Origin of the sequence: Rhizobium hidalgonense, assembly GCF_005862185.2 — a bacterium.
GTDB lineage: Bacteria > Pseudomonadota > Alphaproteobacteria > Rhizobiales > Rhizobiaceae > Rhizobium > Rhizobium hidalgonense.
The window spans coordinates 1,397,080-1,410,029 of sequence record NZ_CP054028.1 but is presented as its reverse complement, the minus strand read 5'-3'; the positions used below and the strand labels follow the sequence as shown (position 1 = coordinate 1,410,029).

Below are 12,950 nucleotides of genomic sequence, written 5' to 3'. Positions count from 1 at the left end.
TCGCACGGTCCGGCTCCGACAGGAGACCGGACCGCTTTCGTTTCAAGGAGCAAAATGTCATGGACACCACCACTTCCACCTCGGGGCCAGTATCCTCCGGCTTCAAGGTCGACATCTCGCGGGGGCAGCGCAATGGCCGCGTCTCGTCCGAATGGTTCTCTCGGCCTGATGACGAGCGCTATCTTTCCCTCGGGGAACTCTACGGTGCCGTCAAATCACGTGCTGAGCGTGCTCACGCCCGCACCGTGGAAAGTTCGTCGATCCGCCTCGAGGCCAGTCGCGACAATGCCGAAAAGCTCGAACTGATCGTACCCGGTAACCGGGAGCCGATTGCGCCGACGCATTGGAGCTACGGCCAGCTTTGCAGCCTGGTCGGAGCGCCCTCCACCTATATGCGCCAGCTTCCGGCGCCACTTGCCGCGATCAATCTGCAGCACGGCCTGCTCAACCATCGGGCCGAACTCGTCAAAACACTAGAGATGGAGGACGGCCGCGTCGAGCTGCGGGCGGTGACCGGCCCAGAATATGGCAGGATCTGGGATCATGAGCTCGTCTCTGCCGTGATGAAAATTGCCGGCAACGGAACCGGTGACACGATCTGGAAGGTGCCAGGTCTCCTCGACTGGGCAAGCATGACGCACAATCCCTTCGTGGATGTCTCCAAGGATACGACCACGCTCTATGCCTCCGACCGCGATGTCTTCCTGTTTTTGGTCGACGATACCCATCCGATCGAGGCGGGGCGCCTGCCGAACGGTGAACCTGACCTCTTCTTCCGCGGCTTCTATGCCTGGAATTCGGAGGTCGGCTCGAAGACGCTCGGCATCGCCTCCTTCTATCTGCGCGCCGTGTGCGCCAACCGGAACATCTGGGGATCGGAAAATTTCCAGGAGATCAGCATACGGCACAGCAAATTCGCCGCCGAGCGCTTTGCCCATGAAGCAGCGCCGGCGCTGACGAGCTTTGCCAATTCCTCACCGGCAGCTTTCGTCGCCGGCATTCGGGCCGCCCGCGAGCGGATCGTCGCCCGCGACGATGAGGATCGCCAAACCTTCCTGCGCCGGCGCGGTTTCTCGAAAAGCGAAACCGGCAAGATCATCGAGACGGTTCTCTCCGAAGAAGGCCGCCCACCGGAATCGATTTTCGATTTCGTTCAGGGGATCACCGCGTTGGCACGTAACAAGACCCATCAGGACACGCGTCTCGAACTGGAAGGCAAGGCCAGGAAGCTTCTCGAAAGCGCGGCCTGATGTCGCCCGTCATCACGCGATGCCATCGATTGGTCCGAACCCGGTCGACGGCATTATCATTCCAAAACATTCCATCATCCATCAACAGCCTCCGGGGTGACGTCGACCAGGGCCTGCGAGACGCTTTTTTCGGAGGAAGGAACGCACGGGCGGGGGCAGTCGGTCCCGCCTCCCTGCCGGCCGCTATGCTGAGGCTCCTGCGGCTGCCCTTGTCCCGCCCTTAGCGTGGCGAGATTCCCGAAATCCCGCCTTCGGCGGCGCTATGCTGATTTCTCCGATACTCTTCATTGTCTCTTTGGAACCCGCCTATCCGGCGGGTTGCCCCACGGCCCCTGATTTCTTGCCGGCAGCTGTACGATCCAGACCGGTACGTGATTCGCCGTGACGCCTCATTGAAAGTCGGAAACCAGTCAGTTTAATCGCCATCCTAGCTGGCGCGGAAGGAACTCAGCTTGTTCAGGAGATCCTCTGAGATCTCAAATTGCCGTGCCGTTCCTCGGCCCATGGAATTCTTCACCATGGTCTCCGTCAGCATTCCGCGCTTTACGAGAAGATCGACGGTCTCCTTCACTCCGCTTCGCGTCAGTTCTGTGATTTCGATGATATTGGAAAGGGTTAGCTTTTGATGAGCCTGGCTCATCGTGTAGAGGATCGTCATCATGCCGACCTGCTTCAGCCGCGCCTGAGGGGTTTCGTCCTCCAGCGGATGATCGAGGATCTCGTGGAGGATGAGTCCCGAGAAGGCAAGGTTATGCATTTGCTTTTTTAGCGCGCTTGTCATGTCATTTAACTATGTTATATAAGTCAGTATGAACGCGGGCAGGCAGCTGTGCAAGCCTTCCCGAATGCGATGGAGCATCGTCGTGTCGAAGGGGCCTGTCCATGAAAAGCCTTCTGCTGAATTCACTGCTTTCGATCTGCTGCATGACGCCACCCTATCTTATTTCCGGCAGTAAAGCGCGGGCAGAAGATTGGAGTTGCCAGGTTATTCTATGCCTTTCCAATCCCGGCGGGCCGACCCAATATGGCGAATGCCGGCCGCCGATCCAGAAGCTTTGGCGGGAGCTTGCCAAGGGGCGTTCGTTCCCGACCTGCAGCGGTGTCGGTTTTCACAGCTCACGGCCTGGCTTTGAACCCTATTATTGCAACGCAGGATACAGGCTGGCGGGCGAGGACGGCGTCCGCGGGCGGCAAGCGACTTGCGTGTCGACATCGCCGCAGCCGGTGAGCAATGCCCTTTGCTCGAATGACGGCGACTTTGGCACCCGCAACGATTCGGTCCTGTCACCACATTGGCAGCGCCAGGATGGGCGCCGCCAATGCATGGGCTATCCGATCGCCCGCCCGAATGTGCGATCGCAACCGCATTATGTCGACGTCACCATCGATGGCGCGGCCACGCAGAGGGTCTGGTACTGACCATGGCCGCTGCTTTCGTCAATATCGCGCAGGTCTGTGCGCCGATGGTGGAGGTCGAAACGCTTGCGGGCGTCGTCAGCCTCGAGAGCCGCTTTCAGCCTCTCTTCATTCGCATCAACAGCGGCCCGCCGCTTCCCGCCCAACCGGCATCGAAGGCCGAGGCGATCGAGGTTGCCACATCGTTGATCGCCGATCACCAGGATGTCCAGATCGGCCTTGGCAGCCTCGGGACCGAGGCGCTCCGGAAGCTGAAACTGTCCGTTGCCGATGCTTTCGACGCCTGCCTGAACCTCAAGGCCACGGCGACGCTCCTCGACGGATACTTCCGTCAGGCTTTGCGCGCGGGCGACGATCGGGTTCGGGCGGAGCGTGTGATGCTTCGATCCTTCTACGGACGCGATGACCCCTCCGTTGGCGCGGTGGTCAAATATGACGAGCAGGTGCGCCAGGAAATAAAGCGGCTATCGCCGATGCTTGCGTCGCTCACCATTGGCGAGCCCGATGGCCAGGCCGGGGCGGGCGAGTTGCAAGAAGATCCGGTGCAAGTGCCTTCGAAACCACCCTCCCACGCCGCCCAAATCGCAGACGCCGCATCCTGGGACGTTTTCAACTCCCGACGGCGATCCTCGGTTCTCGTTTTCCAGCCTGATCGATCGGAGCAAAGTCAATGATCTCCAAAGACCGTCTTCGCCGCCTTGGCGCATCCACCCTCATGGCAGCCGCAATCATCGCCTGCGTGGTCGAGCCGGCCTTCGCCCAGGCTGCCGGTATCGAAACCGTTCTGCAGAACATCGTCGATATGCTGACCGGCAATATCGCCCGGCTACTGGCGGTCATCGCCGTCATCATCATCTGCATTGCGTGGATGTTTGGATACATGGACCTCAGGCGCGCCGGCTTCTGGATCATCGGTATCGGCGGAATTTTTGGCGCCACCGAGCTGGTCAACACCATCGTCGGGAAGTGAGCGCCATGGCGAACCTTCCAAGCCTCGAAGACGATACGCTGTTTCTCGCCTGCACTCGCCCGACAATGATCGCCGGCGTGACCATGGAGGCGATGGGCGTCAACATCATGCTGACGACCATCCTCTACATCACCGCGGGATCGATCGCCTTTGCGCTCACCGGCCTCGTTTTCCATTTCCTGTTTCGCGCCCTCGTCAAGCACGATCACAATATGTTTCGCATCCTCATCGCCTGGGTCGAGACCCGGGGTCGCTCGCGCAATGCCGCCTCTTGGGGCGGCGCGACACTCTCGCCGCTGGCGCTCGTCAGGCGTTATGACGAAAGGGATCTCCGCCTTGCCTAGTATCGCAACGCTCCGGTCCCGCGAGCTCGGGCCGGAGACCTTCATCCCCTATGTCAGGCATGTCGACGAGACGACCATCGCGCTCGATTCGAGAGCGCTGATGACCATGATTACGCTCGAGGGTGTTTCCTTCGAGACCGCTGATGTCAGGGACCTCAACGGGCTGCACCGGAGCCTGAACACGCTCTATCGCAATATCGCCGACGAACGGCTGGCGCTTTGGACGCATGTCGTGCGCCGCCGCAACAGTGCCTATCCCGAGGGACGTTTCGCCAATCCTTTCTCCGACGGCCTCAATACCAAGTATCGCGAGCGGATGGTGCGAGAAGACCTGTTTTGCAACGACCTCTACCTCACCCTGGTCTGGCATCCCGGCCGGGATCCCGTCGAAAGGGCAGCCAGCCTTCTTTCCCGGCTGCGCAAGGCACACCGATCCGGTATCGAACTCGACAACGATGCCTTGAAGAATTTGCACGATCGGGTGACGGACGTCATTGCCGGGCTGCAGCGCTTCGAGCCTCGTCTCCTCACGCTTCACGAACAGGATGGCATCCTGTTCTCCGAACCGAGTGAACTCCTCCATCAGATTGTCGGTGGGCGGCGTGAACCGGTTCCTCTGACGGAGGGACGGATTTCGTCTGCGATCTATTCCGATCGGGTGATTTTCGGACGCGAGACCGTCGAGATCCGTCACGAGGCCGAAAGCCGCTATGCCGGCATGTTCGGTTTCAAGGAATATCCAGCCACCACGCGCAGCGGCATGCTCGACGGCATCCTGACCGCCCCCTTCGAGCTCATCCTGACGCAGTCCTTTGCTTTCGCCTCCAAGGCCGATGCCCGCACGATCATGGGCCGCAAGCAAAACCAGATGGTCAGTGCCGGCGACAAGGCGGCATCGCAAATCGAAGAGCTCGATGAGGCGATGGACGAGCTGGAGTCCAACCGCTTCGTTCTGGGAGAGCATCACCTTGCACTGTCGGTGTTCGCCCCCACGGTTAAGGAGTTGGCCGACCACATGGCGAAAGCACGCGCTCTCATCACCAGCGGTGGCGCGGTCGTCGCCCGCGAGGATCTCGGGCTCGAGGCGGCCTGGTGGGCGCAATTGCCGGGGAACTTCCGCTATCGGGCGCGCTCGGGGGCAATCACATCGCGCAATTTCTCCGCCCTTGCTCCCTATCATTCCTACCCCACGGGCCAGAAGGACGGCAATGAATGGGGACCGGCGGTCGCCATGCTCAAGACGGCATCGGGCTCACCCTTCTATTTCAATTTCCACCACAGCGATCTCGGCAACACCTTCGTTTGCGGACCATCGGGCGCCGGCAAGACGGTGCTGTTGAACTTCATGCTGTCCCAGCTGGAAAAGCATGAACCCCATATGGTCTTCTTCGACAAGGACCGCGGCGCCGACCTTTTCGTGCGCGCGGCAGGTGGCAATTATCTGCCGCTGAGGAACGGTATCGCTACGGGCTGTGCGCCGTTGAAGGCGCTGGACCTCACGCCGGAAAACAAGATATTCCTCAGCGGCTGGATCGCCAAGCTGGTCGGATCCGCATCTGGCGAATTATCGACCACCGAGTTGCGCGACATCGCTTCGGCCGTCGACGGGGTGGCGGACCTGCCGGTGGAGCGTCGCTCCATCGGCGCCCTGCGCACTTTTCTCAACAACACCGATCCCGAGGGCATCGCCTCGCGGCTCAGGCGCTGGGAGAGGGGAGGGCCGCTTGGCTGGGTCTTTGACAACGAGACCGACGACATCGGCATTGGCGCCAAGTTCATCGGCTACGACATGACCGACTTCCTCGACAACGAGGAGATCCGCAGGCCGCTGATGTCTTACTTGTTCTACCGCATCGAACAGTTGATCGACGGGCGCCGCATCATCATCGTCATCGACGAATTCTGGAAGGCGCTGCAGGACGAAGGTTTTCGCGACCTCGCACAGAACAAGCTCAAGACCATCCGCAAACAGAACGGGCTCATGCTGTTTGCGACCCAGAGCCCGCGCGACGCGATCGTCTCGCCGATCGCCCACACGATCATCGAACAGTGCCCGACGCAGATCTTCTTACCGAATCCGCGCGGCGACCGGGTCGACTATGTCGACGGCTTCAAGCTGACCGAACGCGAATTTGAGCTCGTCTCACGCGAACTCACCGTCGAAAGCCGTCGCTTTATCGTCAAGCAAGGGCACAACAGCGTTGTCGCCGAACTGAATCTCAACGGTTTCGACGACGAGCTCGCCATCCTCTCCGGCCGGACAGCCAATGTGGAACTTGCCGATGCCATCCGATCGGAGCTTGGCGACAAGTGGGAGGATTGGCTTCCCGTATTTCACCAGAGAAGGAAGAGAGCATGATCCGCGCAGGAACGCTATGGCCTTTGTTTGCATCGGCGGCCTTTTTGGTGTCGGCGGCGCCGGCGCCTGCCCAGGGCATCCCGGTCATCGATACATCAGCGATCGCCAAGCAGATCGAGAGCATTGCCCAGCTGAAGTCGCAGCTCGATACACTCAATCAGCAGCTTCAGCAGGCGCAGCAGCTTTACGGATCGCTGAACAAGATCACCAATATGGCTGACGTTGCCAGCCTTTTGAACGATCCGTCGATCCGCAACGCGCTGCCGCAGAATTTCAATGCGATCGAGGGGCTGTTCAAAGGATCCGGCAGCGGCGTCTTCGGCAGCGCCGCCTCAAAATACCTGCAGGACAATTCCACCTATCGCACCGATGCCGATGATTTCTATGCGCAGGAACTGTCCCGGGTCCAGAATGAGAATGCGGGGCAGATGAGCCTCGGTCAGCAGATCTACGATGCTGCGACCAAACGCATCGACGGCATCGACGAGTTGCGCCAGAAGATCTCGAGTGCGGCCGACGCCAAGGACATCGCCGACCTCCAGGCACGCCTCCAGGCCGAAAGCGCCTTCCTGCAAACCGATGTCCTTCGCATGCAGGGTCTGCAGATGGTCCAGCAGGCGCAGATGCAGGTCGATGAACAGCGCAAAGCCGAAGACTGGCGCAAGCGCATGGATACGATGGGAGCGGCACTCAAATGAAGCGATTTCTTCCTGTCCTTGCCGTGCTTTTCTTATCGGCCTGCTCAGCGCAAACGGAAAAGGTTTATACCGTTGATGAACTTGCAGCCGACGATGCTCTGCTTACCAGGATTATCGGCGAATGCCGCAACAATCCCGGCGAGCTCGGCAATAGTCCCAATTGCCGCAACGCCGAGGCCGCCGATGGCAAGCTGCGGCTCGAGCGAATGCGCAAGTCGCTCGGAGGCTGAGCGATGTATCAGATTTTCAGCTTCGTCGACGGGCAGTTCAAGACGCCACTGGAAAACTTCATTTCCTCGGGCACTTCGAATATCGCCAGCTGGGTGAGCGGCCCGCTGACGGCGGCGCTCACGCTCTATGTGGTGCTCTACGGCTACCTGGTTCTGCGTGGATCCGTCCAGGAGCCGATCCTCGAATTCGCCTTCCGGGCGATGAAGCTTGCGATCATCGTCATGCTGGTCAGGAATGCCGGCGACTATCAGACCTACGTCACCAATATCTTCTTCGACACACTGCCGCGCGAGATTTCACAGGCGCTGAACTCCGGCACGGCGCCAAGCGCTTCAACCTTCGACAGCCTGCTCGATAAAGGCCAGAAATGCGCCCACGAAATCTGGTCTCGCGGCTCCTGGCCGGTCGACATCGTCACCGGCATGGGCGGCATGATGGTCATCGGTGCGAGCTTCGTCGTGGCGGCGATCGGTTACATCGTCTCGCTTTACGCCCGGCTGGCGCTTGCGATCGTGCTCGCCATCGGCCCAATCTTTATTGCGCTCGCCATGTTCCAGCCGACACGCCGGTTTACCGAATCCTGGATCGGCCAGCTTGTCAATTTCGTGATCCTGCAGGTGCTGGTCGTTGCGATCGGCTCGCTGCTGATCACCTGCATCGACACGACATTTTCGGCGATCGAAAGTTATAGCGATGTCTTGATGCGCCCGACCGCGCTCTGCGCCATCTGCCTTGCCGCTCTCTACGTCTTCTACCAGCTGCCCGGCATTGCTGCGGCACTTGCGGCGGGCGGGGCCTCGCTGACCTACGGCTATGGCGCCGCGCGCGATGCGCACGAAAGCACGCTCGCCTGGGCCGCATCTCACACAGTGAGAGCCGCCGGCCGCGGGGCGCGTTCCGTCAGTCGCCGCCTGACGCCAGACCGGACCGAATGACGCCCCAACGTTCAAGACAGTGACAGGTTCTTTCCGCATGATCCGTATCGTTTTATCGCTTTTCCTGACCGTCAGCCTGGCGGCTTGCGGTTCGATCTCCCACCCTCTTCCCAAATGTGACGGTTATTCCCGCCGGCCGCTGAACCGCGCGATGTGGCAGTGGCAAGAGAATGGACGAACCGAACAGCCGACAACCGGAGCTCTTCCCGCAGAGGCGACGAGCCAAGCCGCCTCTTACGGGCAGGAATCGTCCTCGGTCACGCCGGCCGCCTTTGCAGCTTTCGATGTCGCCGGTTCTTACCGACCATGCGAGGGCAGGTGACATGGTGACCACGGAGAGTTTGAAAAGTTATTTCGACAGAGCCCGCCGGTTCGATCAGGACCGGATGATGCAGGTCGAGCGTTCTGCGCGGATCGCCTGGTCCGTCGCCCTTTGTGCGAGCGTCATTGCCGGCGTTTCCGTCTTTGCCATCGCCGGCCTCACGCCTTTGAAGACTGTCGAACCTTTCGTGGTGCGCGTCGACAACTCGACCGGCATCGTCGACGTCGTTTCGGCATTGACGTCGAGCGCCGGCACCTATGACGAAGCGGTGACAAAATATTTCGCCGCCAAATATGTTCGTGCTCGCGAAGCTTATGTCTGGAGCGAGGGCGAGGAGAATTTTCGCACGGTCGCCTTGCTATCGACGCAGCCGGAACAGACGCGATTTGCAGCACTCTACCGCGGCAGCAATCCCGAGTCCCCGCAGAACATTTACGGCCGCAATGCCACATCACGGATTAACATCGTTTCCATCTCGTTGATCAACGCCAATGTGGCATCGGTCCGCTACATCAGAACCGTTACCCGCGGCGACGACGTGCGTACCACGCATTGGGTTGCAACCCTGACCTTCTCCTATGCCAACGCCCCAATGTCCTCGACCGATCGGCTGATCAATCCCCTTGGCTTTGTCGTCAGCGAATATCGCGCCGATCCGGAGGCCATCAATTGAAAGCGTATTTCCTCGTTCCGCTCATCCTGACGGGGGGCTTTTCCTCGGCGGCGATCGCCCTCGAAACCCCGCGTAGCGCCGCACAAGACAGCCGCGTCCGTTTCGTCGATTATCAACCCTACAACATCACCAAAGTCGTCGGCACGCTGCGCTCTTCGGTGCAGATCGAATTCGCAGCCGACGAGGAAATTGCCCATGTGGCGCTTGGCAACAGCGTTGCGTGGGAAGTGGCGCCGGCCGGCAATATCCTGTTCCTGAAGCCCCGGGAAAACCAGCCGGTCACGAATATCTCGGTCGTGACAACGCGGCGTGACGGATCGACCCGCAGCTATCAGATGGAGCTCACTGTCCGCGACGGCAGCGTCGAGGCTGGGCAGAACACCTATTTCTATGTGAAATATCGCTATCCAAGTGATGAGGCGGAGCGGCGACGACAGGAGGCGGCAGCGCGGGCTCTGGTGGCGGAGGCGGGTGACGCCGATCGGGTCCTTGCCCTTCACGAAGCCTATGGACCGCGCAACTGGCGCTACGCGGCGCAAGGAACGCAGGCGCTCGAGCCACAAGCGGTCTACGACAATGGCAATGTCACGACCTTCGCCTTTGCCGGCAACCAGGAAATGCCGGCGATTTACATGGAAAATTCCGACGGCACCGAAAGCCTGATCCCCAAATCCGTCGACGGAAACCTTGTGCTCGTTCACGCGATCAGCCGCAAGTTCATCTTGCGCAGGGGCGGCGACGTCCTCTGCGTCTTTAACGAAGCCTACGATCGCGTCGGCATCAATCCCGAGACTAACACCACGTCACCGTCGGTCGAGCGCGTCGTCAAGGCGAAGCCCGACGCAGCGCAGTAGGAGGCGTCATGGCCGGGGAAGAGATTACGCAGATTCCTGGCGAACGGGTCGAGACGTCAACTGCCCGTCGGCTGGACAATAATCCCATCCTCAAACGAGGCGCTGTCGCGCTGGCCATCGTCGTCTTTGTCGCCTTTGCTCTCCGGTCGATGCGTGGGCAGGACAAGCCGGCTGACGGCACGCAGCCCGAAAGGGTCGTCATCCGTCAGACATCGGACTTCGAGCCGGCGAAGGAGCCCGTCCAGCCGGTGGCGCTCCCCGCGGACGTCCGGCTGCCGACGCCCGGCGTAGCCGAGCAGGCGCCGACCGACGACGAAAAGCTGCTCGATGCTGCGCGCCGGGCGCCGGTCATCGCCTTTGGCGGCGAAAAAGCACCGTCGACGCGACCGCAGGAGAAGGACGAACGATCCGATGAGCGCTCAAACTACGTGCCGCTTGGCGACAATGCGGGTGGGCTCGCATCGGAAGGCGAAAACGAGGATCAGCGCTTTAACCGCTTGCTGGTGCCGACGCAATTGCAGGGGTCGCGCGCCGGCACGCTGGGCAATCGCGATTTTATCATCGCGATGGGAGCGTCTATCCCGTGCGCCCTGGAAACGGCGCTCTCCTCCGATCAGCCGGGATTTACGAGTTGCGTCATCAACCGGGACGTCCTGTCGGACAATGGTCGTGTCGTGCTGATGGAAAAAGGCACCCAGGTCGTCGGCGAATATCGTGGCGGCATTCGTCGCGGGCAGAAGCGCCTCTTTGTCCTCTGGAACCGGGCCAAGACGCCGAAGGGCGTGATCATTACGCTTGCGTCGCCGGCAACCGACGCCCTTGGTCGGGCCGGCATCGATGGCTATGTCGATACCCATTGGTGGGAGCGTTTCGGCAGTGCAATCCTGCTGTCGATTGTTGGCGATGCGAGTTCCTATGCCAGCAGCCGGCTTCAGGGCAGCGATGTCGAGGCGCAAAACACCACTAGCGCCGGGCAGCAGGCCGCAGCGATTGCCGTCGAACAATCGATCAATATTCCGCCGACCCTGATGAAGCACCAGGGCGAGCTGGTATCGATCTTTGTGGCACGCGACCTCGATTTCTCGAGCGTCTACCGGCTTCGCGTGACGGAGCCCCGCAATCGCATTTACGATCGCGCTGTGCTCGGAGATTTCGGGCCCTCTTCGAAGCTCGTGACAAAATAGGGTCGAGGATGACTGAAGCTGCTGACTCAGGTGTTGTCCGTGAACTGCTTTCGCCGCTATCACGCTTCCTGCGCGACAAGACCCTCTATGAGGTCATCGTCAATCGGCCTGGACAGGTTGTTACGGAGGGGAGGGAGGGATGGCAGACCTATGAGGTGCCGGAGTTGTCCTACGACAGGCTGATGCGTCTCGCGCGGGCGGTCGCGAGTTTTTCCAGCCAATCGATCGACGAGACGCGACCGATCCTGTCGGCGACGTTGCCGGGTGATGAACGGGTCCAGATCGTGATCCCGCCGGCAACGATGAAGGGAACCGTCAGCTTCACCATCCGCAAGCCGTCCTCCGTGTCACTGACGCTCGATGATCTCGATCAGGCAGGATTGTTCGCCGACGTCGAGCCCGCCGAAGGCGGCGGGGGGCAATCAGACAAAAGGCTGTTGGAATATTATCGGGTCGGCGCCTATAAGGCGTTTCTCCACCAGGCGGTGTTTGCAAGAAAGAACATCATCATCTCCGGCGCCACCGGGTCGGGAAAGACAACCCTATCGAAAGCTCTGACCCACCACATTCCGCAGAGCGAGCGGATCATTACCATAGAGGACACACCGGAGCTGGTGGTTCCGCAGCCGAACCATGTTCGGCTCTTCTACTCCAAGGGCGGGCAGGGCCTGGCCAAAGTCGGCGTTAAGGAACTGCTGGAATCCTGCCTGCGCATGCGGCCCGACCGCATCCTGCTGCAGGAGCTGCGCGACGGGACCGCCTTCTACTATATTCGCAACGTCAATTCCGGCCATCCGGGCTCGATCACGACGGTTCACGCCGATTCCGCCCGCCTCGCCTTCGAGCAACTGACATTGCTGGTCAAGGAGTCCGAGGGGGGCGGGGATCTCGAACGCCGCGACATTCACGAGATGCTGACGGCCGCGGTTGATATCATCGTCCAGTGCAAGAGGATCGATGGTCGGTTTCGGGTGAGCGAGGTCTACTATCGATACGCGGCCGGGGGAGGCAACAATGGCCGCGTGGCGCCATTCTGAAGCAGCGCGTTACGCAGTCAGGCGCCGCAGTCAGCCGAAAGCGTTATGGAGCGACCGCCAACCAACTGAGTTCGCTAGCTTTCCAGTCCAGACGTGCCGTTGGCTGCCGAATGGTCTACGGCGTTCGCCTCATCATTTGCTCTTCGTCGGCTTGTCGTCATATTCCAGCAAAAATGGTGGGTCTCGGAATGGGTCGAGGCACGGTACGCGGAAGTCAGCGAAGTCGCTCAGGTTGCGCGTGACAATAATAAGCCCGCGCGTTTTCGCGACCGCGGCGATACCGGCATCCATGACATGCCTTTCCCGCGCGCCGACAAACGAAGCCCATTCTTTCGTTGCCGCTGCGTCGAGACTGAGAATGCGATCGGGCCCGAAGCTGATTTCGAACTCAGCTATCGCATCCAACTTGGCCCGAGCCTTCTTTGGATCCTTTTTCAACTGCGCCTCAGCGCCCTTCCGTTTCTCAAAGAGCGTGAAAACGCATATCGCCAGCTCGCTGTCGTCGATGGATCTCTTCCACTTGACGACGTTGTCGTGTGTATCCATTGAACGGATGACGGACTCGTCGAGCAAATATTTAAGCACTCCGCGACCTTGTCTAAGAGCCTGACCGAAAAAGAGTTGAGTGAAATCAGCCAGTTGTGATTCTGTTTGTTTGCTTAGGACGAACGGAGACC

At 60.3% G+C, this 12,950-nt stretch carries 16 protein-coding genes; 14 read left to right on the top strand and 2 right to left on the bottom strand.

The window, feature by feature from the left end; all coding sequences use genetic code 11:
* Nucleotides 1-59 precede the first annotated feature (59 nt).
* Nucleotides 60-1,250: a DUF932 domain-containing protein gene (locus FFM81_RS27940; protein ID WP_138385483.1), complete on the top strand. Its 1,191-nt coding sequence runs from the start codon at nt 60-62 to the stop codon at nt 1,248-1,250.
* A 427-nt stretch (nt 1,251-1,677) separates the two neighbouring features.
* Here the strand turns inward: FFM81_RS27940 and FFM81_RS27935 are convergent, their stop codons facing one another.
* Nucleotides 1,678-2,031 (bottom strand): MarR family transcriptional regulator, encoded by a 354-nt coding sequence (locus tag FFM81_RS27935; RefSeq protein WP_097536920.1) that lies wholly within the window; start codon nt 2,029-2,031, stop codon nt 1,678-1,680.
* A gap of 101 nt (nt 2,032-2,132) precedes the next feature.
* Here FFM81_RS27935 and FFM81_RS27930 point away from each other — a divergent pair, with 101 nt between their 5' ends.
* The 13 genes from FFM81_RS27930 to virB11 are packed head-to-tail and all read left to right on the top strand — an operon-like array spanning nt 2,133 to nt 12,273.
* The gene (locus FFM81_RS27930) at nt 2,133-2,669 is read left to right on the top strand and encodes a hypothetical protein (RefSeq protein ID WP_138385484.1); all 537 of its coding nucleotides are present in this window, start codon (nt 2,133-2,135) and stop codon (nt 2,667-2,669) included.
* A 2-nt stretch (nt 2,670-2,671) separates the two neighbouring features.
* On the top strand, nt 2,672-3,340 hold the full coding sequence (locus FFM81_RS27925; RefSeq protein ID WP_138385485.1) for a lysozyme family protein: 669 nt from the start codon (nt 2,672-2,674) through the stop codon (nt 3,338-3,340).
* The gene (locus tag FFM81_RS27920) at nt 3,337-3,636 is read left to right on the top strand and encodes a TrbC/VirB2 family protein (protein WP_097536917.1); all 300 of its coding nucleotides are present in this window, start codon (nt 3,337-3,339) and stop codon (nt 3,634-3,636) included. The genes FFM81_RS27925 and FFM81_RS27920 overlap by 4 nt, the downstream gene beginning before the upstream one ends.
* A gap of 5 nt (nt 3,637-3,641) precedes the next feature.
* On the top strand, nt 3,642-3,980 hold the full coding sequence (locus FFM81_RS27915) for a VirB3 family type IV secretion system protein (RefSeq protein WP_097536916.1): 339 nt from the start codon (nt 3,642-3,644) through the stop codon (nt 3,978-3,980).
* Nucleotides 3,973-6,339, top strand: coding sequence for a VirB4 family type IV secretion/conjugal transfer ATPase (locus tag FFM81_RS27910; RefSeq protein WP_138385486.1), 2,367 nt, complete (start codon nt 3,973-3,975; stop codon nt 6,337-6,339). Before FFM81_RS27915 ends, FFM81_RS27910 begins: the two co-directional genes overlap by 8 nt.
* On the top strand, nt 6,336-7,037 hold the full coding sequence (gene virB5 / locus FFM81_RS27905; RefSeq protein WP_138385487.1) for a P-type DNA transfer protein VirB5: 702 nt from the start codon (nt 6,336-6,338) through the stop codon (nt 7,035-7,037). Before FFM81_RS27910 ends, virB5 begins: the two co-directional genes overlap by 4 nt.
* A complete protein-coding gene (locus FFM81_RS27900) occupies nt 7,034-7,267 on the top strand; it encodes an EexN family lipoprotein (RefSeq protein ID WP_138385488.1) in 234 nt (77 codons plus the stop codon). Before virB5 ends, FFM81_RS27900 begins: the two co-directional genes overlap by 4 nt.
* Before the next feature lie 3 nt (nt 7,268-7,270).
* Entirely contained in the window at nt 7,271-8,203 is a 933-nt protein-coding gene (locus tag FFM81_RS27895; protein WP_025418174.1) for a TrbL/VirB6 family protein, read from the top strand.
* A 37-nt stretch (nt 8,204-8,240) separates the two neighbouring features.
* A complete protein-coding gene (locus FFM81_RS32990) occupies nt 8,241-8,525 on the top strand; it encodes a hypothetical protein (RefSeq protein ID WP_080687605.1) in 285 nt (94 codons plus the stop codon).
* A 1-nt stretch (nt 8,526) separates the two neighbouring features.
* Complete coding sequence (locus FFM81_RS27890; protein WP_138385668.1) at nt 8,527-9,198, top strand: VirB8 family type IV secretion system protein; 672 nt, start codon at nt 8,527-8,529, stop codon at nt 9,196-9,198.
* Complete coding sequence (virB9, locus tag FFM81_RS27885; protein WP_138385489.1) at nt 9,195-10,052, top strand: P-type conjugative transfer protein VirB9; 858 nt, start codon at nt 9,195-9,197, stop codon at nt 10,050-10,052. The genes FFM81_RS27890 and virB9 overlap by 4 nt, the downstream gene beginning before the upstream one ends.
* Nucleotides 10,053-10,060: 8 nt before the next feature.
* Nucleotides 10,061-11,236: a type IV secretion system protein VirB10 gene (gene virB10 / locus FFM81_RS27880; RefSeq protein WP_138385490.1), complete on the top strand. Its 1,176-nt coding sequence runs from the start codon at nt 10,061-10,063 to the stop codon at nt 11,234-11,236.
* A gap of 8 nt (nt 11,237-11,244) precedes the next feature.
* On the top strand, nt 11,245-12,273 hold the full coding sequence (gene virB11, locus FFM81_RS27875; RefSeq protein ID WP_097536908.1) for a P-type DNA transfer ATPase VirB11: 1,029 nt from the start codon (nt 11,245-11,247) through the stop codon (nt 12,271-12,273).
* Nucleotides 12,274-12,405: 132 nt separating this feature from the next.
* Here virB11 and FFM81_RS27870 read toward each other — a convergent pair whose 3' ends face one another.
* Entirely contained in the window at nt 12,406-12,846 is a 441-nt protein-coding gene (locus tag FFM81_RS27870) for a PIN domain-containing protein (RefSeq protein ID WP_097536953.1), read from the bottom strand.
* Nucleotides 12,847-12,950 lie beyond the last annotated feature (104 nt).

What these genes read in the sequence shown, in the direction of transcription:
- FFM81_RS27920 (WP_097536917.1), top strand. Translation starts at nt 3,337, where the DNA reads ATGATCTCCAAAGACCGTCTTCGCCGCCTTGGCGCATCCACCCTCATG.
- FFM81_RS27940 (WP_138385483.1), top strand. Translation starts at nt 60, where the DNA reads ATGGACACCACCACTTCCACCTCGGGGCCAGTATCCTCCGGCTTCAAG.
- virB5 (WP_138385487.1), top strand. Translation starts at nt 6,336, where the DNA reads ATGATCCGCGCAGGAACGCTATGGCCTTTGTTTGCATCGGCGGCCTTT.
- FFM81_RS27915 (WP_097536916.1), top strand. Translation starts at nt 3,642, where the DNA reads ATGGCGAACCTTCCAAGCCTCGAAGACGATACGCTGTTTCTCGCCTGC.
- FFM81_RS27890 (WP_138385668.1), top strand. Translation starts at nt 8,527, where the DNA reads ATGGTGACCACGGAGAGTTTGAAAAGTTATTTCGACAGAGCCCGCCGG.
- FFM81_RS27935 (WP_097536920.1), bottom strand. Translation starts at nt 2,031, where the DNA reads ATGACAAGCGCGCTAAAAAAGCAAATGCATAACCTTGCCTTCTCGGGA.
- FFM81_RS32990 (WP_080687605.1), top strand. Translation starts at nt 8,241, where the DNA reads ATGATCCGTATCGTTTTATCGCTTTTCCTGACCGTCAGCCTGGCGGCT.
- FFM81_RS27930 (WP_138385484.1), top strand. Translation starts at nt 2,133, where the DNA reads ATGAAAAGCCTTCTGCTGAATTCACTGCTTTCGATCTGCTGCATGACG.
- FFM81_RS27925 (WP_138385485.1), top strand. Translation starts at nt 2,672, where the DNA reads ATGGCCGCTGCTTTCGTCAATATCGCGCAGGTCTGTGCGCCGATGGTG.
- virB10 (WP_138385490.1), top strand. Translation starts at nt 10,061, where the DNA reads ATGGCCGGGGAAGAGATTACGCAGATTCCTGGCGAACGGGTCGAGACG.
- virB11 (WP_097536908.1), top strand. Translation starts at nt 11,245, where the DNA reads ATGACTGAAGCTGCTGACTCAGGTGTTGTCCGTGAACTGCTTTCGCCG.
- FFM81_RS27895 (WP_025418174.1), top strand. Translation starts at nt 7,271, where the DNA reads ATGTATCAGATTTTCAGCTTCGTCGACGGGCAGTTCAAGACGCCACTG.
- FFM81_RS27900 (WP_138385488.1), top strand. Translation starts at nt 7,034, where the DNA reads ATGAAGCGATTTCTTCCTGTCCTTGCCGTGCTTTTCTTATCGGCCTGC.